Here is a 20073-nt window from a genome sequence, read left to right as displayed (position 1 = left end):
GGCAACAAGTCACTTCTTGTAGGGATCTTGATGGGGGGTGAGGCGTGAGCGGCGACATCGTGCGCCCGTACGGCGACACCACCGGCGACGGAATGGTGCAGCTGTCGTTCACGCTGCCGGTGCCGTGTGACAAGCGCGCCGAGGGCGCGGCGCTGCAGCTGGCCGGCAAGATGGGCCTGGACCCGGCGATGGTGGTGCACGCCAAGCAGATGGGTGAGCGGTTCACCTTCTTCGTCGTGTACGGGCGGGTCAACCATCTGGTGGACCTGTCGGCGGTGCAGGTCGTGGAGCGGGACTTCCCGCTGCTGTCGGCCAAGGACGTCAACGCGCTGATCAAGCGGCGGCTGCGGCGCAAGCTCGTGGTCGTCGGGGCGTGTATCGGCACCGACGCGCACACCGTCGGCATCGACGCGATCCTCAACGTCAAGGGCATCGCGGGTGAGAAGGGCCTGGAGTACTACCGGGAGCTGCGGGTGGTGAACCTGGGCGCGCAGGTGGCGGTGCCCGACCTCGTCGAGGCCGCCCGGGCGGAGAAGGCCGACGCGGTGCTGGTCAGCCAGGTGGTCACGCAGCGCGACGCGCACCTGCACAACACGCGGGAGATGTCGGCGGCGTTCCGGGAGGCCATGCCGGCCGACCGGCGGCCGCTGCTGGTCGTGGGCGGCCCCCGGTTCGACGAGCTGATGGCCGTCGAGCTGGGCGTGGACCGGATCTTCGGCCGGGGCACCACGCCCCGTGAGGTGGCCAGCTACCTGGTCCACGCGTTGATCACGCAGAAAGCGAAGGCAGCATGAGCGTCGGTCTGACCGTCACCCACCGCCGGTACGTGCCCTACTCGCACGCCCACTACGCCGGCGACCTCGTCGACGGCGCGTACGCGCTGGGGCTGTTCGGTGACGTGGCCACCGAGGTGTGCATCCGGCTCGACGGCGACGAGGGGCTGTTCGCGTCGTACTCGGACGTGCAGTTCAAGGCGCCGGTGCGGGCCGGCGACGTCCTCGAAGTGACCGCCACGGTGGCCCGGATGGGCACCCGCAGCCGCACCATCGACTTCACCTGCGCGGTCGTGTGCCGGGGCCGGCCCGACAAGGGCGAATCGGCCGCGGACGTGCTCGATCAGCCGATCGTCGCCGTGACGGCCACCGGCACGGTCGTCGTACCCGCGCGTCCGTGACCACCGGTCCGCGCGGGCCCCTGGCGGTCTGCGTCGACGTCGGGTCGACGTACACGAAGGCGGCGGCGGTCGACGTGTCCGACGGGGCGCTGGTGGCCCGGGCCGAGCATCCGACCACGGTCGGCACGGACGTGATGCGCGGGGTCGACGCGGCCGTCGGCGCGCTCGCCGGGCGGCTGCCCGGGCACGACCTGTCGACCGTGTACATGTGTTCGAGCGCCGGTGGCGGGCTGCGGCTCGCGGTCGTCGGGTACGAGGCCCTGGTGAGCGCGGAGGCAGCAGCTCGGGTCGCCACCAGCGCGGGGGCGCGGGTGGTGCACGTGGCGGCCGGCCGGCTCGACGGGGCGGCGGTGGCGGCGCTGCGGGCGGCCGAGCCCGACGTGGTGCTGCTGGTCGGCGGCACCGACGGCGGCGACGCCGACACGATCCGGCACAACGCCGGTCGCCTGGCCGCCGCCCGGCTGCGGGTGCCGGTGGTCGTGGCCGGCAACGTCGAGGCCCGCGACGACGTGGCGGCGGCGTTGACCGCGGGCGGCGTGCCGGTGGTGGCGACCGACAACGTGCTGCCCCGCATCGGAGTGCTGGCGCCGGCCCGTGCGCGGGCGGCGATCCGGGAGGTGTTCCTGCGGCACGTCATCGGCGGGAAGCGGCTGTCGCGGGACCGCCGGTTCGCGGCGGCGGTGCGCGGGGCGACCCCGGACGTCGTGCTGACCGCCGTGGAGCTGCTGGCCGACACCGGCGCCGGGGACTTCGCCGTCGTCGACGTGGGCGGCGCGACGACCGACGTGTACTCGGTGGTGACGCCCGACGCCGAACGCGCCGACGGGCCCGCCCGCGAGGTGGCCGGGGCGCTGTGGCGCAGCCGTACCGTCGAGGGCGACCTGGGGGTGCGCTGGAGCGCGCCGGGCGTGGTGGTCGCGGCGCGCGCCGAGAAGCTCATCGACGACGCCGAGGCCGACCGCCTGGCCGTCGCGGCGGCGGCCCGCGCCGAGCGGCCGGACCTGCTGGCCGACGACGTCACCGTGGATCTGCGGCTGGCGCAGCTCGCCGCGGTGGTGGCGGTGCGCCGGCACGCCCGGGGCGAGCCCGCCGGCGGGCCGGGCGGCGGGCCCCGCCGGGGCGGCAAGGACCTCGGTGGCGTCCGGCTGCTGATCGGGTCGGGCGGGGTGCTGCGGCACGCGTCGGCCGACCGGTCGGCGACGGTCCTCGACGCGGTGCTGGCCGACCACGCCGGTGGGTGGCGGCTGCCGAGAGCGGCCGCCGGGCGGGTGGACCGGACGTACGTGCTGGCCGCGGTGGGGCTACTGGCGGGTGACTTTCCCGACGCCGCCATAGCCTTGGCGCGACGGGAACTGTACGGTCAGTGACAGGCGCGGACACGCCGGAACGACACGCCGTATCGTTCGGGCGACACCCCCCTGACCTGTTGACAGCGGCAGGGGCGGATCGCGTACCTTCTTTGAGTCCTACTTCGGCAAGCGGCTGTTGTTCGCTTCGCCTCTTCGCCCACTGGCAGTACGCCGTACCAACCGGTACGCGTGGGCCAGGTCCAGTGGGCGGGGGTCGGCGAGGCGGCGCGAACCGGTCGCGTTCCGGTACGGGCAGCGGGTCACGCACGGCCAGTAGACAACGAGCCAGCGGTGGGCAGCCGGTCCACTCCTGGCCGGAACGAAGGTCGGGTGGAGGCCATGCTGCCTCCCCGGCGGAGGAGGGCCTGGGAGCACGGGGCGCGGCCATGGCCGCGCCCCGATTTCCATGTCTGCGGGACCATCCGTCGGGGCCTATCAGCGTTTTCCCAGCTGTTGCGGGCAGAATGGGCAGCCCAGAGCCCGGTAGAGAGAGGCCCTCGTGACGGCGGTAGGCATGGACGCAGCGGCACGCCCGGCACCCGTGGAGGCGGCTGCCGCGCGCCGGGACGTCCCCGCGGGGCGCGCGGTCCGGCTGGCCGGCGCGGTGGTGGCGGCCGTCGCCGCCGGGCTGGCGCTGCTGGTGTCGTTCCCGCCGTACGGGCTGTGGTGGCTCGCCCCGGTCGGGGTGGCGCTGCTGACCCTCGCGGCCACCGGCCGGCGGGTCGTAGGCGGCCTCGGGGTGGGCGCCGTGACCGGGGTCGCGTTCTTCCCGCCGCTGCTGCACTGGACCAACATGCAGGTCGGCTGGATGCCGTGGCTGCTGCTGTCGGGGTTCGAGGCCCTGTACCTGGCGCTGCTCGGCGCGGCGCTCGCGTACACCGGGCGGCTGACCCGGCGGGTGCCGGGGCTGGTGGCGCCGGTGACCGGGGTGCTGTGGGTGGCGCAGGAGGCGCTGCGCGACCGGGTGCCGTTCGGTGGCTTCCCGTGGGCGCGGCTGGCGTTCGCTCAAGCGGACTCGCCGCTGCTGCGGCTGGCCGCGCTGGGCGGCGCGCCGGCCGTCACGTTCATGGTCGCGCTCATCGGCGGCCTGCTGGCCGCCGCGGTGCTGAGCGGGGTGCGGGCCGCCGGGACGCCCGGCCGCCGGCGGCTGCTGCGGGCGGTCGGCGGGCCCGTCGTGGCCGCGGTCGCGCTGGTGGCCCTCGCCGCGGCCGTGCCGACGGCGCGGCCGTCCGGGACCGGCGTGACGGTCGCGTTCGTGCAGGGCAACGTGCCCCGGCTCGGACTGGACTTCAACGCCCAGCGCGAACAGGTGCTGCGCAACCACGTCGAGGGCACCGAGGCGCTGGCGCGCAAGGTCGCCGCCGGCGAGCTGCGCCGGCCCGATCTGGTGGTGTGGCCGGAGAACGCCAGCGACGTCGACCCGGTCGCCAACCCTGACGCGGGTGAGCTGATCACCCAGGCGGCCCGCAGCGTCGGTGTGCCGATCCTCGTCGGCGCGCTGCTGGAGGGCCCCGGCGACCACGTGCGCAACGTGGGCCTGGTGTGGACGCCGCAGGGCGGCCCGGTCGACACGTACGTCAAACGCCATCCGGTGCCGTTCGCCGAGTACGTGCCGATGCGGTCCCTCGCCCGCAAGGTCACCACCAAGGTCGACCTGGTGCGGGAGGACTTCCTGCCCGGCGACCGGCCGGGGGTGCTGCGGGTCGGCCCGGCGACCGTCGGCGACGTCATCTGCTTCGAGATCGCCTACGACGACATCGTGCGTGACACCGTCACCGGCGGCGGCGAGCTCATCGTCACCCAGACCAACAACGCGACGTTCGACGCGGACGAGGCGGCCCAGCAGCTGGCGATGGTGCGGCTGCGGGCGGTCGAGCACGGCCGGGACGCGATGATGGTGTCGACGGTCGGCATCTCCGGCTTCGTCGGGGCCGACGGGCGGGTGCAGGGCGCTACCTCGTTCAACGCCCCGGCGGTGGAGGCACGCGAAGTGACGTTGAGCCGGAACCGTACGCTTGCAACCGGGCTCGGCGCGGTGCCGGAGTACGTGCTGCTGGTCGGCGCCGGCATCGCGATCGCCGGCGCGGCGCTCATCAGACGACGACCGCGGCCCGCCGAGGCCGACACCACCGTGCACAACAAGGGGGAAGTGTGAGCGAGGGCGCCAAGACGCCGGACCGGTCGGCGGAGGGTTACCCCGGTGTGGGCCGGGTGCTCGTCGTGATCCCCACCTACAACGAGTCCGCCAACATCCGGTCGATCGTCGGGCGGGTGCGCCGGTCCGCGCCGGCCGTCGACGTGCTCATCGCCGACGACAACAGCCCCGACGGCACCGGCGCGATCGCCGACGAGCTCGCCGCCGCCGACCCGCAGGTGCGGGTGCTGCACCGGCCCGGCAAGCAGGGCCTGGGCGCGGCGTACATCGCGGGGTTCCGGTGGGCGCGTGAGCACGGCTACGACGCGGCGGTCGAAATGGACGCCGACGGTTCGCACGCGCCGGAGGAGCTGCCCCGGCTGCTCGACGCCGCCCGCGACGCCGACGTGGTGATCGGCTCGCGGTACGTGCGCGGCGGCAAGTTGGTCAACTGGCCGGCGCACCGGCTGCTGTTGTCGCGCGGGGCGTCGCTGTACACCCGGATCGCGCTGGGGCTGCCGGTACGGGACGCCACCGCAGGTTACCGGGTGTACCGGATGCCGGTGCTCGACAAGCTCGAGCTCGACCAGGTGGCCTCCCAGGGGTACTGCTTCCAGATCGACCTGGGGTGGCGGGCCTACCGGCAGGGGTTCCGCATCGTCGAGGTGCCGATCACCTTCACCGAACGCGAGCACGGTGCGAGCAAGATGGGCACCAACATCGTGGCCGAGGCGCTGTGGCGGGTGGCCACCTGGGGTGTGCAGGCCCGGCTGGAGACGGCGAAGCGGGCCTTCGGCGGCCGTAGGCGCACCGGCTAGCGGGAGAACCGGCAGCATGCGACGCGCGCCCATGATCGGTCTCGCCATGATCGTGACGTTCGTGGTGGAGATCGCCGTGTTCGTGGCGGTGGCGAAGCTCGTCGGCTGGGTGTGGGCGTTCGTGGCGCTGCTGGCGGTATCGGCGGTCGGCGCGTGGCTGGTGCCCCGGCAGGGCGTGCGGGCGTGGCGCCGGTTCCGCGCCGCCGCGGTCGATGGTCGCGCACCGGGCCGGCAGGCCACCGACGGGCTGGTCGGGTTAATCGGGGCGCTGCTGCTGGCCGTGCCTGGTTTCGTGACCGGCCTGGCGGGTGTGGCGCTCCTGACGCCGCCGCTGCGCCGGTTCGCCCGTGGCCGGGTGGAGCGCTCCGTGGAGCGGCTCACGTCACCGGCGCTCGCCGGGCACCTGTTCGGCCCGCGCCGGGTCCGCGTACGGGTGCGCCGCGGCCGCCGGGCGACACCGCCACCTCCACCCCCGCCCCCTCCGCCGCAGCAGCCGCCGCCGGCCATCGAAGGTGAGATCGTCGACGACACCTGACGTCGACGACACCGGACAGAGATTCCGGCCGAAACGACAGACAGCCGCCCCGACGTGACGTCGGGGCGGCTGTCTGTCGTTTCAGATGCGGCTCAGCGTCCGCGCCGGGCGCGGATCTCCTGCAGCCGTTCGGCGAGGATGTCTTCCAGTTCGGCGATCGAACGCCGCTCCAGCAGCATGTCCCAGTGCGTGCGCGGCGGCTTGGCCCGCTTCTGCTCCGGCTCGCTGCCGTCGACCAGCCGTGCGACGCTGCCGTCGAACTTGCATTCCCAGGTCATCGGGACCTCGGCGTCGACGGCGAAGGGCACCTCGAACTGGTGGCCCTTGGCGCACAGGTACTCGCGGGTCTGTCGCGGCGCCAGCTCGGTATTGCGGTCGGACTCGTAGCTGACGGCTCCGAGGCGGCTTCCGCGCAACATGCGCTCGCCCATGATCGGATCTTCCCCTTCGGGTAGTGTGCGGTTCGTTCAGTTCAACGACACGGGTCGGTCCGACGATTCCCGGGCCGACGAGCCGCGGGGCCGCACGATGGCTGTCCGGGGCCGCTGGCACGCGAGTCGGTTGCTCCAGTCTACTCATGATTCATTAGTGGCGGCGAATCGTACGCCCTGTGACCTTGGCGGGCAACATCAGGGCGCGAGGGCCGCCGCGAGCGTCGCGACCTGCTCGCCGAGGCGGCTGACCTGCGCGTTCGCCGCCGACAGCTCGGCGCGGACGGCGTCGCGCTCCCGCTCCGCGGCGCCCAGCCGGTGGCGCAGATCGTCGGCCTGGCCCTTGGCCGCGGCCAGCTCGGCGGTCATCGCGGCGAGCTGGCGCTGCGCCGCCGACAGCTCCTCGCGCAGCCGGGTGACCTCGGATTCGGCGTCTTGTGCCCGGGTGAGGGCCTGGTCGCGGGTCGCGGCGTCCCGGTCGGCCCGCGCGCGGGCTTCGTCGCGGTCCCGCAGCGCGGCGTCCCGGTCCCGGGCGGCGCCGTCGGCGTCGCGGAGCGCGGCAGCGTGGGCGGCCTCCGCGTCAGCTGCCCGTTGGCGGGCGGCGTCACGGTCGCGGTGGGCCTCGGCCCGCAGCGCCTCCGCGGCGGTGGCCCGGTCGCGCGCCTCGTCGCGTTCGGCGGCGGCCCGCCGGGCCTCGGCGAGCGCCCGCTGCTGCGCCTCCGAGGCCGCGGCCGCCTGCCGTGCCGCCTGGTCGGCCTCCGCCCGGGCGCCGTCGATCAGGGCCTGCGCCGCGGTGTGCGCGGCCGTGACCGCCGCGTCCGCGTCGGCCCGGGCGGCCTCGATCGACGCCTGGGTTTCGGCGCGGACCGCCGCGACCGTCTGCGCGGCCTCGGCGCGGGCCGACTCCAGGGCCTCCTCGGCTTCCGCCCGGGCGCGTTCGGCGACCGCCCGCGCCGCGTCGGCGGCCTCCCGGGCCGTGCGGGCCTGCCGGCGCGCCGCCTGCGCGTCCTCGCGCGCCTCGTCACGTTCGGCGTGCGCGGCGGCCACCGCGGTGGCCGTCTCCGCCCGTACCGCCGCCACCTGCCGCTCCACGCCGGCCGGCGACAGTTCGTCGTACAGCGCCTGCGCGAGCGTCTCGGCCACCTGCTCCAGCCGGTCGACCACCTCGAACGCGCGCGCCACCTGGCCGGTCAGGCCCGGGGAGTTGCGCTGGCGCATCCGCGCGGCCCGCGCCGCCGACTGGCAGGCGCCGTCGTTGTCGCGGCAGTACCGGAACGGGCGCCCCGCGCTGCCGCGCTGCGGCACCGGCCGCCCGCAGTGCGCGCAGGGTCGGGTCGACTCAGCCTGATCGGTCACCCGGGCGAATCTACTGGGTGAAGCCGGCCGGGCCGCGGCGTGGACACGCGGGCCGTCGGCGCGTCACCCGGCGGTTGCCGGCCCGGCCGGGCGACGGTCGGCGCCCGCCGGCGCCGCGGCGACCACCAGCGTCGACAGCAGCAGGCTGAACACCGCCAGCACCGCGAGCACCGCCAGTTCGCTGGAGGCGAGCCCGACGACCAGACCGAGGACGGCCTGCAAGGCGAGGGCGCCGACGATGAGCGCGCGGGCCCGGCGGCCGAGCGGCCGGTGGCGTACCGCGGCCCGCACCAGGGGGACCGCCGGAGCGGCGAGCAACGCCGTCAGCGCCACCGCCAGGATCCACAGCGCGACCTGTCCGCCGGTCGCGGGCAGACCACCCATCGACATCGAGTAGTCACCGATCACCACGCCCAGCACGTACAGCACCCCGCCGACGACGAGCGCCTCCACGACCGTGGCGGTCGCGGCGAGCAGCAGGATGACGGTACGCATGACGCCTCCGGGGCTCGGTGGGGGTACCGCAGAAGTTACCGGCAGGTAACGGTGTTTATCAATCCCCACTGTCATTCCAGGAAGCGCGCCAGCTCGCCTCGTACCGGCGCAGGTAGCCGCCGAACAGCGGATCGAGGTAAGCGTCGTCGTCGGTGTACGCGACACCGACCGCCGGCAGGAAGACCCGCAGCCGGTCGGTGTCGCTGCCGCGGGAAGCCGACCCGGCCGTCACGCCACGCGGCCAGGTGTGGTCGCCCAGCGTCCCGTCGAGGTCGAGGAGCACCCCACGGATCGGCGTTCGCCGGTGGGTCACGCCGGGACTGTACGGGCGTCGGCTCCGTCAGCGCTTGCGCCTCACGCGACGGGAGGGCCTAGCGTCGGCGGACATGAGCGCTCATGAACAGGCGCCCGCCGGAGCGGTCCGGACGTGGAGCGTCGGGGAGCTGGCCGCGGCCACCGGCCTGACCGTCCGCGCCCTGCACCACTACGACGAGGTCGGCCTGTTGACCCCGACGCTGCGCAGCAGCGCCGGGCACCGCCGGTACACCGCAGCCGACGTACGGCGGCTGCACCGGGTGACCGCGCTGCGTGGATTCGGCTTCACCCTGGCCCAGATCGGACAGGTACTCGACGATGCCGACCTCGACGTCCGCGAGCTCGTGCGCCGGCAGCTCGACCAGGTGCACGACCGCATCGCCCGGGCACACCGGCTACGTGACGGCCTGAACAGCGTGCTCACCGCGCTGGACAGCGCCGCCGAACCGTCCGCACCCATGCTCATCCAACTGATTGAGGTGATGACCGCCGTGGAACGCTCCTACATCCCGGAGGAACTGCAGAAGATGGCCGACAACCGCCGCGCGATGACAGCACAGCTCTCCCCACAGCAGCTGGCCGAGCTGTCGCAGCGGCGCCAGGCGTACTTCGACACCCTGTCGCCCGAACAGGTCGCCGAGCTGCGGCAGCGGCGTGGCCTTCCGGCGCCCGGTGGCCAGGAGGGCTGACCCACCGTCGCCGTCGGGCGCGGAAAGGCTTCCGCGCCCGACGGTCGCACCACGGTTCGGCGGCTGCGCAGTGGACCACCGTCGTGCTCGGCGTGGACCTGACCCCGCCAGTCCGACGGCCGCGTCCGCCACACCCGCATCACAGGAGCGCGGACTGCTCGACCCACATCAGCGGGACCTCGCAGTCGAGGTACGCCTGGCCGGTGGTGAACCACGTCGGGTCGTAGTCTTGCTTGGACATCGTGACCTTCACGAACACCCAGATCGCGAAGACGTCCGCACTCGTCCCGACGAACGACAGGCCGGGGTCGCCGCCGGGGAACTGGCCCTTGCCGTTCTGCCAGCCGTAGCCGGTGCCCGTGCCGGTGTACTTGTCCCACAGCGGCACCGACCGGCCGGCGTACGACTCGAAGTCGCCGAAGCTGTTGAGCCGGAGGGCGAGTAGTTCGAACTCGCCCCGGCTGTGCGCGGAGTTCACCTTGCCCTGCGCGGTGGGTACGTCCACGCGGTGGCCGAACGCGTAGTGCACCTCGGGCTGGAAGACTAGCCGGGTGTACTGGTGGTTCGGCCGCACGAGCACGCCGAGGCCGGCGCGGGCCGTCCCCGACGTAGCGCCGGGCACCGACCGGAACGTGTTCTGCGCGAACAGCTTGCCTGTCCCCAGGTCGGCGACCTTGACCTGGGTGAAGTCCAACGGATCCGGGTCGGTCGCGGCCAGTTCGTACCGGTGGCCGGTGCCCGGGACGGGCTCCGGCGGCAGGTCCGACGGCAGGTAGATCCATTGGAAGAAGCGCGCCGCGCCGAGCCGTTCCACCGACCCGACGTACCAGCGGAACGCTGGGTCCTTGCGCACGACCGAGCCGCGCAACGCGTCCACCAGCGCGGATCGGCGTGCGTTCAGTTCGTCGCCGACCAGCTCACCGCGACCGGCGAGTGCCTCGACCGCTGCGAGGGACGCGAGGACCTCCTCCTGCGCTGCGTCGACGAACGGGTCCGGCGCCGGCCGCGTCGCGGCCGCAACCGCGCGCGCCACGAGTTCGTCGTCGGTGATCTGTTCGGTGATGGACATGCGCCCAGCGTCCCAAGGAATTCCGGGACCTGGGAGGCGCTTTGCGGCTATCCGACACTGCCCGGTAGGTGACAAGACTTCGTCGTCACGCCTACCAAGGGCAAACAGCGCGACACACCACACGCTCGGACACCTTGATAGATCACACGACCGACCCGGTACCCCGCCGCCGCGACCTCGGCGGCGCTCGGCGGTATGCGCAGCATCGCCTTGCCAGCACCGCGTGGCCGGCTGAGCTCGTCGATCAGGCATTCGACGACCCGCCCGGTCAGGTTGTGGATCTCGACGTTGTGCCGCAACTCCAGGGGATCGACGACCTCAAACACCGGATCAGGAACTCCCGGAATTGTTGGTTACACCTTGGCGGCTGGAGTCAGCCCGCGCTGAGGTCGGTGCGACGGACGAGCCACCAGACGGCGGCGAGGGCCATCGCGGTGAGGCCCAGGTAACCGGTCGCGACGATCAGATGGAAGTCGGGGATCCGGCTGCCGGGCTGGTACTGCAGGTGCTGCTGGAGATGGTTGGTGGAGAAGCAGGAGAGCATCTTGCCGAAATCATTGACGGGCGGGCAGAGGCGTTGCAGGTCGACGCCGCTGAGCTGACGCCCGGAGGTGTCGAACGCGCCGGACGGACCTTCGATGCCGAAGCGGATCATGCCGCCCGTGACGACCAGGGCGTTGTGGCGCAGCAGGCCGCTGTCCGGCCCGCCCATTTGCAGGTGCGCGGACAGCGGCTTCATGAGGGTGGGGTACCGGAACTGCACGAACAGCATCAGGCCGATGAAGCCCACGATGACGCCGAACGCGGCGGGGAGCGTGCGCCGGATGGCGGCACCGAGTGCGACGCCGACCGCGAACCAGCCGATGCTGATCGCGACCGGGAGCATCCCGGTGGCCAGGAATGCCTCGTACCTGAACAGGTCTTCGGTGCCGACGTTGGTCCACACGTGCTCCAGGTGGTCGCTGACGCCGGCGACGGCCGCGGTCACGGCCGCCACGAACAGGCCGAGCAGGCCCAGCTTGGTCCACAGCCAGCGCGCCGGGGAGACGTCCTGGCTCCAGGCCAGCAGCAGGGTCCGCTGCTCGTGCTCCCTGGACAACACCGGGACGCCGATGAACATGCCGATCAGCAGCGGCATGTACTGCACCAGCCGCTCCGTGTAGCTGGCTTGCCGGAACAGGCCGAAAGGATTCGCGCTGAGCCGCTGGTCCTGCGGGGAGTTTTGCGGGCACCTCATGTTGTGGCACTGGTGATACAGATCCGTCATCTCGGCGGACAGGTACACCATCCAGCCCACCAGGACCGCGGCCAGGACGAGCGTGCCGAGCAGGGCCCAGCGGTGCTGACGCCAGGTCAGCCACAGCAGACCGCGGACGCCCCCGGCGGACCCGAGATCGTCCCCGCGGTTCGTGGTGGCCGGCGCGTCGGTGACCGGGCTCATGCTGCTGCCTCCAGATCATGGTGTGCCTTGGCCGACGCCTTGAGGTAGGTCAGGATCAGCTCGTCCAGGGTGATGGGTTGGGCGGTCCAGCCGGGGGCGACGACGGCGTTCGCCGTCGGTGCGGCGGGCTGCCGGACGACGAACGTGGACTGTCGGTCGGTGTGCTGCGCCTGGACGATCGCGCCCGGGCCCGGTGGCTGGTCCGCGCGGGGTCCGGTCAGCCGCACGTGGCTGTCGAGCAGCTCCTCGACGTCGCCGGTGAGCACGGGCCGGCCCGCGTCGAGCAGCAGCAGGTGGTCACCGACACCGCTGAGCTCGGCGATGATGTGGGTCGACAGCATGACGGTCATGTCGCTGTCGGCGGCCTCGGCCATGAGCTCGCCGGTCACGTCGGTGCGGGCCACCGGGTCCAGGTTCGCCAGGGGCTCGTCCAGCAGCAGCACCGCGGGGCGGGAGCCCAGGGCGACCGCGAGCGCGACCTGCGCCCGCTGGCCGCCGGAAAGCTTGCCGCAGCGGCGGTCCAGGGGGATGTCGAAGCGCTCCAGCCACGACAGCGCCCGCCGCTGGTCCCATACGCGGTTCATGGACCTTCCGAAGCGGAGCATGTCCGTCACACTGAAGTCCCGGTACAGCGGCTTGTCCTGGGCCAGGATCGCGACCCGGCTCGCGGCAGAACCACCCCTGTCGATGGACCTGCCCTTCACCACCGGTCGGCCGTGGACCAGCAGTGAGCCGGAGGTGGCCGGCAACGTGCCGGCGATGATGCTCATCAGCGTCGACTTGCCTGCGCCGTTGGCGCCGACCAGCGCGATGATGCGGTTGGCGGGCAGTTGGAAGCCGCATTCCCGCAGCGCCCAAACGTTGCCGTAGCGCCTGCTCACGTCGCGGGCTTCCACGGCGATGGACTGCTCGCTCATGCGGCACCCTCCTTCTTCTGGAAGCCAGCGCCCGATGCCGGCTCTCCCTGCGGCCGGTCGCCGCCGGCCTGGGCCCTGCGCGCCGAGTTCTCCACGATCACCGAGGCGAGCAGCGCCTGGACGTCCTCGTCTTCCAGACCGGCCTCGCGGGCCTGGCCGAGCCACCGGGCCAGGCCGCTGCGCAGGCGGGCCATGACATGGGGATCCGTGTGGCCGAGCGTTCCGCTGACGAAGGTGCCCGCCCCCTGCCGCGCCTCCACCAGACCGGACAGCTCCAGTTCCCGGTAGGCCTTCAGCACCGTGGTCGGGTTGACCGTGCACGAGGTCACCACGCTGCGCACGGTGGGCAGTTGGTCCCCGGGCTGTAGCGTCCCGACCCGCAGCCCTTCGCGCACCTGCCGCACCAGTTGGGCGTATGCGGGGACGCTGCTGGACCGGTCGACACGAAAGTTGATCACTAGTGGCCTCTCCCTATCCACGTCGGACACCGCAGATTGTTTGGGTAAAGTAGAACACCAGTTAACCAGCATGGCAAGGACGTGCCCGAGTAGCTGGCGGCATCGAAGCGCTCGTCCCTTTGTCCGCCCGGCCGGCGGTCGCACGCAGGTCCCGATCAGGAACTCCCGGGTTGTCTGTGACCCGCACGCCTCGCCGTGGGGACAGGGGCCGGAGCAGCGGCACGGCCGGTCGGCGGGCACCGCCCGCCACCTCAGTTCCTCTGTGGTCACGGCCGGTCTCGTCCCGGTACGGCACCGCACATCTGCGGGTCGATCGTCGCGGTGCGGCCGTCGCCCGAGGCCACGGCCAGGACCCGCACGCGCCGATCCCGACCACGACCGTCGGGAGCCAGCCGGCGCTGAGCCGCAGCCACGCCTCCTGTACCGCGTCGGCCGGCGGGCCCAGCGTGCCGTTCTCCCGCGCGGTCCTCACGCGTCGTCGCACGGCGCAGCTCTCGCGATTAAGTCGATTAGGAATATCGGTAATCCATTAATCGAGTACACCATAATGCCAGTTATTGTGCGTAATGCATAAGCATGGTGTAGTGGCGTCGTGTGGGCGTACGGGTGGCTCACTCGCACCACGGGTTGGTGCTCGGCGTGGTACACCGCGCGCTGAGGCGGGCCGCCGGCCACGGCGAGGTCGGTGTGCCGGACGTCGACGTGCTGGACCGCGGCAACAGGTCAGGCACGATCAGGCGAGAGGCTGCGTCCGGCCACCGGGCGAACCCAACGCCGGCCGGCGGTACGTCAGGACCAGGACCGAGCCGACCGGTGGGGAGCGTACGGCTGCGCCGCGCTCAACGTGGACCCAACTGCTGGCTAGCGGACCCGTAACCGCGCATCCACCCCGGCCAAGAATGCGTCGGTGAGGCGATGGATTCGATCGGACTTATGTCGGGGCTGGACGGCCGGTCTTCCCGGACGTCCGGTCGTCGTTGGCGTGCAGGCCCAGCCGCGCCCTGGCTCGCCGTTCGGCGTACGGTTCGCGGTCGAAGCTGCGCAGGAACAAGGCGACGAACGGGCCGACCATCACCAGCGAACCGATGAACAGAACTGCGGCGGCCAGGGTCGAGCCGGCGCGGGCCATGGTGCCGAGGACCGCGCCGGACCGGCCGGCCCAGCGGGCCTGGGATGCCGAGACCCGGTTGGGTTTGTCGATCCTGCCAGCTCGCCGCCACGTCAGGACGCCAGTGACGACGCCAAGGATGCCGAACACGATGACGATGACGTTGAAGCCGGTACGGGATTCCTCCCGGATCCCTTTGAGGAGCAGGCCGGCGAAGAGCACATCGACCGCGAGCATCCCGAACATCAGCAATGACAGGACTGCCCGACGGCACCAGTACGCCGGGCCTCGCTCGTACCAGGTCGTGCCCACGATCGGCAACGACCGGATATGTGGACTTGACGCGACCGCCTCCGCGAGAGCCCGCCGTCGTCCTCTGCGTCCCATCTCACCACCTCTGGCCGTCGATCGTGTCAGCCGAAGACACCGTGCCAGATGCCCTTGCCCAGGTTCGCCAGGTCCTTGCCGGTATTGCTGACGACGTGTCCGGTGCCGGTGGCGAGCCCGCCGAGGACGCCGTGCTTTTTGAAGTCTTCGTCCCAGTGTTCGTGGAAGCCTTCGTACACCATGTCGCCCACGCCGACCGCAACAGTGCCGCCGATTAGCGCTCCGGCAGCCACCGCCGCAACGGGAGCGGCGCCCAAGAAGGTGGCAGCGCCGATGGCGACCCCGCCGACGGCGGCGCCGACAGCCAGTCCGGTGACGTTGGCGGTGGCGTCCTCGGCGATGGCCCTGGTGGGGTGTTCGCCCTTGGCGATGTCGTCTTTGGCCTGGAAGTAGGTGCCCAGGCCGGCGGCCGCGACGTCGATGACCGGCACGTCGCTGAGGAACCTGACGGCTTTCGAGCCGTCGGCGGCGTCGGCGAACGCCCCGCCGACGCGGGGCAACTGGCCGACCACGTCGCCGACGTCGACGTTGAGCAGCTTGGCCATCGGGTGGGCGGCGTGGTCGAGCGCGTCCAGCTCGGTTTGCAGGCCCTGCATTTCCTTCATCGCCTCACGCAGGGGTGCCTTCACGTCGTCCGGCATGCGCTGGCCGGGCGGGGTCGCGTCGCGGACCTTCTTCCATTCCGCCTTCGCCTCGTTGTAGTCGGCGCGGGCGTCGCCGATCAGCTTGTCGAGGTGGTCACGGACCGCGGCGGGGACGGCGCCGATGCCGCGCAGGTAGTCGGCGAGGGCGACCTTGTCGGCGCTGGCCAGGCCGGCGCTGTCGCCGCCGTGGTCGATGATCTTCATCATTTCGGTCAGCAGTTCCAGCAGGGCCCGGTCGGCCTCGACCCGGAAGCCCTGCGCCAGCTGGTGGGCCTGCTGCCACTCGATCTGGTAGGCGGTGATGGCCTCGTGGGCCGGGTCGGCGGGGTTGATCGGCCCGGCCTGCGGCCGGCCGTCGACGCCGATGAGCGCCCCCTGGGCGCGGGCCGCGGCCGCAGCCTGCCGCAGGGCGTTCTCCGTGCGGGTGAGCTGGTCAGCGAGGGTCGACAGGGTCGTAGCGGCGGCCGAGCAGAAGGTGCCTACCGCACTGGCGGCGACCGAGGCGATCTCCCAGTGCGCGGCGAACCCGGTGGCCGCGTCGCCGGACCAGCCCGCGTCCTGCGAGATTTTGCGCACGTCCTGGTCGATGTACGTGAGCGCAGTCTTGGTCTTGGCCTGGCACGGTTCCAGCACCTCGACCGCTGTGTGCAGGCTGCCGATGTCGCCGCCCAGCCAACTATCGCCCATCGATGGCCCCTCTACTTCTTCGTGTCGATCGGGTCGACGTTCATGACACTGTCGAAGAGCTCGCGGGCGGTGAGGTTGGTGCGCTGGTAGTTGTCGTGTACCTCGGTCAGCTTGTTCCCGGTCTGGTGCAGCGCCTGGACCACTTTGACGTGCAGGGCGTCCAAAGTCTCCAACGTGGCGTGAATCGTCTTGTTGAGCGCGCCGTCACCGGAGTCGACCCGCAGGCCTTTGACATCGCCCAAGGCACAGGAAAACTGGTCGGCGCCGTCGTGGAACGAACCCGCCGCGTTGGCCAGGTCGCGCAGCGTCACCTGGAAACCGTCACCCACGATGCCCCTCCAACACGCCGGCCAGAGCGTTCAGGTGGACCGGCGTCCACCGGCCCGCCGCCTCGTCCACCGGCGGATCAATCAGAATCCGCCCGATCCTCGCCGCGCCGAAAATGTCTTGCAGGCGGTCCAGCCGGATCGCCAACCACGGCTGTGCCGGCCCGAGTGCGGCGACCAACCCCTCCCGGCTGCGAAACCCGACGCCGACCGGCTCGCCGGTGCTCAGTAGGCGGGTCTCGAACCGCACACCGGTACGCCCCGCCTCCGGGTCCGGGTACGCCGGCACGTACACCACCTCAGGCAGGTCCACGTCACCCCCCACGATCTGTTGCGACCCGCATGGTAGCAGCGATCTTGACGAATATCGTGCCCGATCGATGAGGTCCGCTTCTCGCTCGCGTGCCGACACGACCCACCCGCGATCATTGATTGCCCGCCGGGGGACCGCCGCCGAAGCGCTGTGCCCATGGAGAACCGGCCAAGACCTCTACTGTGCAGTTCGCCGTAGCGTCAGGGGGTGCCGGTAGGCGGTACGTCGGCCCCTCGTCGCCAGCCTGCGGTGGCGCGGGCGTGCGCGACCTCGGCGGCCTGCCGCTGCCGCCAGCGCCGCTGTGCCTCCCGATTGCACGCGCGGCAGCCGCGCCGGTACCGGCCGGTCGTCTCGTCGAACTCGCGAACGTGGCCGTTGCGGCAGTACGGCCGCTGCCGGCGGTCACGGCAGCGCTCGGCGTGGGTCACCTGCCGCAGATGCGTCGGCTCGATGCAGTCCTTCACCCCGCAGGTGTGGTCGATGTCGAGAGCGGGGTCGTATCCGCCGACGAACACCACGTACGCGGCGATGTGCGCCCAGGCCCGCCCGGCGACCTTCTGGTAGGTGCCGCGCCGTGCGCCGTAGCCGTGGACGATCAGGCACCCGTCCGGGGTGCGGGTGGCGCGCTCCAGGAGGTGGGCGCGCAGGCTGTCCGGGGTGAAGTGCCGGGACAGGCCCGTGATGTCGGCCAGCACGCCCTCAGGCTATCCGAACCCGCCTGGCGTAAGGCACAAACTGGTACAACCCGGCCGGCCCGCACGCACACCCGGACCACCGCGCGGCGCGAATTGTCATACCCCTACGGTCTACTGGGATTCGTACACCAGTTCCAACTGGCGTGGATTGGAGCCACCATGTCACCCGAACAGACCGCGCGGGACGCGGCCGACCTCGCCCTGCGGCTGCTGCCGGTGGCCGTCCACGCCGCCGGGGCGCGGCGCGACGGCGAGTCCCAGGGCCAGTACCTGGAGCGGGTCCGGGCGCTCGCGGTCGACCTGTGGATCGAAAGCGGCCCCCGGGGCGAGCTGACCCGCCGGCTGACCGAGCTGATGAGCTCCCAGGTGTTCGTCGGGGTGCTCACCGCCGTCGAGATCGAGCCGTCGACGACGCGCGCCATGCTCACCCTCGACGTCGTCAAGGACGGCGAGACGGTGGAGGAGAGCATCCGCAGCGACCGCACCGACAGCCCGGCCGGGCGCACCCTGTGGGAGACGGCCAGGACCCTCGTCGGCCACCGGGTCGCCGTCTACAAGCACATGGAGAGCCGCGCCGACCCCAACAAGAAGTACCGGTGCGCCAAGCACGTCGTCGACCTGGGCCCGGCCGGCGACGCCGCCGACGAGGCAACGGCCCCGGCCGGGCCCGCAACGCCCCGCTCGGCGCCCGCGGCCCCGACCAGGTCCGGGCCCGTGCCGCCGGCCCCGGCCAGGGTTACGCCGGCGCAGGCCATCCGCGCCGCGAGTCCCCGGGTGGTCGGCCCGCGCCGGCAGGGCAGCCTCGCCGACGCCCGACAGGAGGTGCTGGCCGTCCTGGAACGGGCCGGCCACACTGACGCCGGCTACCGCGAGGCGGCCTGCGCCGGGATCATGGACCGGGCGTCGGTCAGCGGCGACGTGGTGGTCAACCTGGACACGCTGCTGCACCTGGCCCGCACCACCCCGCCGGCCAACAGCGCAGCCGGGAGGATGATCAATCAGCGGTACGGCCGGCACGAGCGGATGACGGCCTGACGCGGGTGCGACGATCGCCGGCTGGGAGGGTGCGATGACCGTGGCGGGGCTACCGGATCGGATGATGGCCGCGTACGTGACCGGGCCCGGGCCGGCCGAGGAGATCCGGTACGGGCTGCTGCCGGTGCCGACGCCCGGCCCCACCGACGTGCTGGTCAAGGTGCTCGCCGTGGCGGTGAACCCGGTCGACACGTTCGTGCGGTCCGGCACCTACCGCACCCCGATGCCGGCGCCGTTCATCGTCGGCCGTGACCTCGTCGGCGTCGTCGTCGCCGGCGGGTCCGGCGTGTCCGGGTTCGCGCCCGGCGACCGGGTGTGGTGCAACAGCCTGGGGCACGCCGGCCGTCAGGGCGCCGCCGCCGAGTACGCCGTGGTGGCGGCCGACCGGCTCTACCCGCTGCCGGCCGGGGTGGACCCGGTCGACGCGGTGGCCGTGCTGCACCCGGCGGCGACCGCCTACCTGGCGCTGTTCCGCCACGCCCGGCTGCAGCCGGGCGAGACCGTGTACGTCGCCGGCGGCGGGGGAAATGTCGGCACCGCGCTGATCGAGCTGGCCGCGCGCGCCGGTGCCCGGGTCGTCGCCAGCGCCCGCGACGACGACCACGAGCGGTGCCGGGCCCGGGGCGCGGCCGCCGTCGTCGACTACCGCGCGGCCGACCTCACCGAGCGGCTGCGCCTCCACGCGCCGCACGGCGTCGACGTCCACATCGACACGTCCGGCCACAACGATCTCACCGCGGCCGTCGGTCTGCTGGCGCCGCGCGGCCGCATCGTGTTGATCGCCGGGCGGGACGCCACCCCACCCCTGCCGGTCGGCGATCTGTACACCCGCGACGCCTCGATCGTCGGCTTCGCCATCAGCAACACGTCCACCGGCGACCTCGCCGCGGCGGCCGCGCGCATCAACCAGCTGCTCGCCACCGGCGCGCTCACCCCCACCACGGTGCAGACCCTGCCCCTGTCCGCCGCCGCCAAGGCCCACCGGCTGGTCGAGGACGGCGCGGCGCACGGCCAGCGGCTCGTCCTGTGCCCTGCCGAGGAGCCGGCCGTCACCAGCCGTTGAGGTGCGGCACCTCGTCGAGGCGCTGGTGCGGCCGCCGGGCGGTGCGTCCGCGCCCCCTACAGTGGGCACGTGCCACGCAGTGAACCGCCCCGGATCGTGCCCATGCAGGACAATCACGCCGACGCGGTGCTCGACATCTACCGCCTCGGCATCGACGGCGGCGAGGCTACCTTCGAAACCGAGCCACCGACCTGGGAACGGTTCGCCGCGACCCGGCTGCCCGGCCACCGCCACGTCGCCGTCGACGCCGCCGGCCGGGTGGTCGGCTGGGTCGCCTGCACCCGGGTGTCGCAGCGCGCCGTCTACGCGGGAGTGGTGGAGCACTCGGTGTACGTCCACCCCGACGCCCGCGGCATGGGCCTGGGCAAGGCGCTGCTGCACGCGCTGATCGCATCCACCGAGACCGCCGGGATCTGGACCATCCAGTCGGCGATCTTCCCGGAGAACACGGCGAGCCTGGCCGCGCACACGGCGCTCGGGTTCCGGGTCGTCGGCACCCGGGAACGCCTCGGCCGCCAGCACGGCCGCTGGCGGGACGTGCTGCTCGTCGAGCGGCGCAGCCCTCTCGTCGTGTGACGCGCCGACGACCCGGGCGGATGCGCCGCCCCGGGCGGGTCGATCAGTAGGATTCGGC

24 protein-coding genes are annotated in these 20073 nt (G+C 72.6%); 10 read left to right on the top strand and 14 right to left on the bottom strand.

Annotated elements, in window-relative coordinates:
* Positions 1-44 precede the first annotated feature (44 nt).
* The 6 genes from kamE to HC031_RS20815 all read left to right on the top strand — a co-directional run bounded on the left by kamE (position 45) and on the right by HC031_RS20815 (position 6010).
* Positions 45-794, top strand: a complete 750-nt coding sequence (gene kamE, locus HC031_RS20840; protein ID WP_167927050.1) for a lysine 5,6-aminomutase subunit beta — start codon at positions 45-47, stop codon at positions 792-794.
* Positions 791-1174, top strand: coding sequence for a 3-aminobutyryl-CoA ammonia lyase (kal, locus tag HC031_RS20835; protein ID WP_167927049.1), 384 nt, complete (start codon positions 791-793; stop codon positions 1172-1174). The genes kamE and kal overlap by 4 nt, the downstream gene beginning before the upstream one ends.
* Positions 1171-2541 carry a glutamate mutase L gene (locus tag HC031_RS20830; protein ID WP_167927048.1) on the top strand — a complete coding sequence of 457 codons (1371 nt, stop codon included), beginning with the start codon at positions 1171-1173 and terminating at the stop codon, positions 2539-2541. Before kal ends, HC031_RS20830 begins: the two co-directional genes overlap by 4 nt.
* Positions 2542-3037: 496 nt before the next feature.
* A complete protein-coding gene (gene lnt / locus HC031_RS20825) occupies positions 3038-4678 on the top strand; it encodes an apolipoprotein N-acyltransferase (protein ID WP_167927047.1) in 1641 nt (546 codons plus the stop codon).
* The gene (locus HC031_RS20820) at positions 4675-5475 is read left to right on the top strand and encodes a polyprenol monophosphomannose synthase (protein ID WP_338090761.1); all 801 of its coding nucleotides are present in this window, start codon (positions 4675-4677) and stop codon (positions 5473-5475) included. Before lnt ends, HC031_RS20820 begins: the two co-directional genes overlap by 4 nt.
* 16 nt (positions 5476-5491) lie before the next feature.
* Entirely contained in the window at positions 5492-6010 is a 519-nt protein-coding gene (locus tag HC031_RS20815) for an FxsA family protein (protein ID WP_167927046.1), read from the top strand.
* 92 nt (positions 6011-6102) lie between these two features.
* On the opposite strand, the gene HC031_RS20810 is transcribed toward HC031_RS20815, so the two are convergent.
* The 4 genes from HC031_RS20810 to HC031_RS20795 form a co-directional block, all read right to left on the bottom strand.
* Complete coding sequence (locus HC031_RS20810) at positions 6103-6441, bottom strand: RNA polymerase-binding protein RbpA (RefSeq protein ID WP_167927045.1); 339 nt, start codon at positions 6439-6441, stop codon at positions 6103-6105.
* A gap of 198 nt (positions 6442-6639) precedes the next feature.
* On the bottom strand, positions 6640-7797 hold the full coding sequence (locus HC031_RS20805) for a hypothetical protein (protein ID WP_167927044.1): 1158 nt from the start codon (positions 7795-7797) through the stop codon (positions 6640-6642).
* A gap of 63 nt (positions 7798-7860) precedes the next feature.
* A complete protein-coding gene (locus HC031_RS20800; protein WP_167927043.1) occupies positions 7861-8292 on the bottom strand; it encodes a hypothetical protein in 432 nt (143 codons plus the stop codon).
* A gap of 58 nt (positions 8293-8350) precedes the next feature.
* A complete protein-coding gene (locus HC031_RS20795) occupies positions 8351-8605 on the bottom strand; it encodes a hypothetical protein (RefSeq protein WP_167927042.1) in 255 nt (84 codons plus the stop codon).
* Between the two features lie 73 nt (positions 8606-8678).
* On the opposite strand from HC031_RS20795, the gene HC031_RS20790 reads away from it, so the two are divergent.
* Entirely contained in the window at positions 8679-9296 is a 618-nt protein-coding gene (locus HC031_RS20790; RefSeq protein WP_167927041.1) for a MerR family transcriptional regulator, read from the top strand.
* Between the two features lie 139 nt (positions 9297-9435).
* Here HC031_RS20790 and HC031_RS20785 read toward each other — a convergent pair whose 3' ends face one another.
* The 10 genes from HC031_RS20785 to HC031_RS20740 all read right to left on the bottom strand — a co-directional run bounded on the left by HC031_RS20785 (position 9436) and on the right by HC031_RS20740 (position 17341).
* Complete coding sequence (locus tag HC031_RS20785; protein ID WP_167927040.1) at positions 9436-10365, bottom strand: hypothetical protein; 930 nt, start codon at positions 10363-10365, stop codon at positions 9436-9438.
* A 47-nt stretch (positions 10366-10412) separates the two neighbouring features.
* Entirely contained in the window at positions 10413-10691 is a 279-nt protein-coding gene (locus HC031_RS20780) for a hypothetical protein (protein ID WP_167926986.1), read from the bottom strand.
* Between the two features lie 47 nt (positions 10692-10738).
* Positions 10739-11806 (bottom strand): ABC transporter permease, encoded by a 1068-nt coding sequence (locus tag HC031_RS20775; protein ID WP_167927039.1) that lies wholly within the window; start codon positions 11804-11806, stop codon positions 10739-10741.
* Complete coding sequence (locus HC031_RS20770) at positions 11803-12723, bottom strand: ABC transporter ATP-binding protein (protein WP_167927038.1); 921 nt, start codon at positions 12721-12723, stop codon at positions 11803-11805. Before HC031_RS20770 ends, HC031_RS20775 begins: the two co-directional genes overlap by 4 nt.
* Positions 12720-13181: a GntR family transcriptional regulator gene (locus tag HC031_RS20765; RefSeq protein ID WP_167927037.1), complete on the bottom strand. Its 462-nt coding sequence runs from the start codon at positions 13179-13181 to the stop codon at positions 12720-12722. Before HC031_RS20765 ends, HC031_RS20770 begins: the two co-directional genes overlap by 4 nt.
* Positions 13182-14112: 931 nt before the next feature.
* Positions 14113-14535 carry a hypothetical protein gene (locus HC031_RS20760; RefSeq protein ID WP_205863015.1) on the bottom strand — a complete coding sequence of 141 codons (423 nt, stop codon included), beginning with the start codon at positions 14533-14535 and terminating at the stop codon, positions 14113-14115.
* A gap of 167 nt (positions 14536-14702) precedes the next feature.
* Entirely contained in the window at positions 14703-16007 is a 1305-nt protein-coding gene (locus tag HC031_RS20755; protein ID WP_167927035.1) for a hypothetical protein, read from the bottom strand.
* 11 nt (positions 16008-16018) lie between these two features.
* On the bottom strand, positions 16019-16336 hold the full coding sequence (locus tag HC031_RS20750) for a DUF6317 family protein (protein WP_167927034.1): 318 nt from the start codon (positions 16334-16336) through the stop codon (positions 16019-16021).
* Entirely contained in the window at positions 16329-16646 is a 318-nt protein-coding gene (locus tag HC031_RS20745) for an SAV_915 family protein (RefSeq protein WP_167927033.1), read from the bottom strand. Before HC031_RS20745 ends, HC031_RS20750 begins: the two co-directional genes overlap by 8 nt.
* A 200-nt stretch (positions 16647-16846) precedes the next feature.
* Entirely contained in the window at positions 16847-17341 is a 495-nt protein-coding gene (locus HC031_RS20740) for an HNH endonuclease (RefSeq protein ID WP_167927032.1), read from the bottom strand.
* A gap of 159 nt (positions 17342-17500) precedes the next feature.
* Between HC031_RS20740 and HC031_RS20735 the strand changes: the two genes are divergently transcribed.
* The 3 genes from HC031_RS20735 (at position 17501) to HC031_RS20725 (ending at position 20015) form a co-directional block, all read left to right on the top strand.
* Entirely contained in the window at positions 17501-18376 is an 876-nt protein-coding gene (locus tag HC031_RS20735; RefSeq protein WP_167927031.1) for a hypothetical protein, read from the top strand.
* A gap of 34 nt (positions 18377-18410) precedes the next feature.
* Positions 18411-19439, top strand: coding sequence for an NADPH:quinone reductase (locus HC031_RS20730; RefSeq protein ID WP_240942751.1), 1029 nt, complete (start codon positions 18411-18413; stop codon positions 19437-19439).
* A gap of 102 nt (positions 19440-19541) precedes the next feature.
* The gene (locus HC031_RS20725; RefSeq protein WP_167927125.1) at positions 19542-20015 is read left to right on the top strand and encodes a GNAT family N-acetyltransferase; all 474 of its coding nucleotides are present in this window, start codon (positions 19542-19544) and stop codon (positions 20013-20015) included.
* The last annotated feature ends 58 nt before the right edge of the window (positions 20016-20073 follow it).

Origin of the sequence: Planosporangium thailandense, from assembly GCF_011947195.1 — a bacterium.
GTDB classification, from domain to species: Bacteria; Actinomycetota; Actinomycetes; order Mycobacteriales; family Micromonosporaceae; genus Planosporangium; species Planosporangium thailandense.
This window is presented reverse-complemented; position numbering and strand designations above follow the sequence as displayed.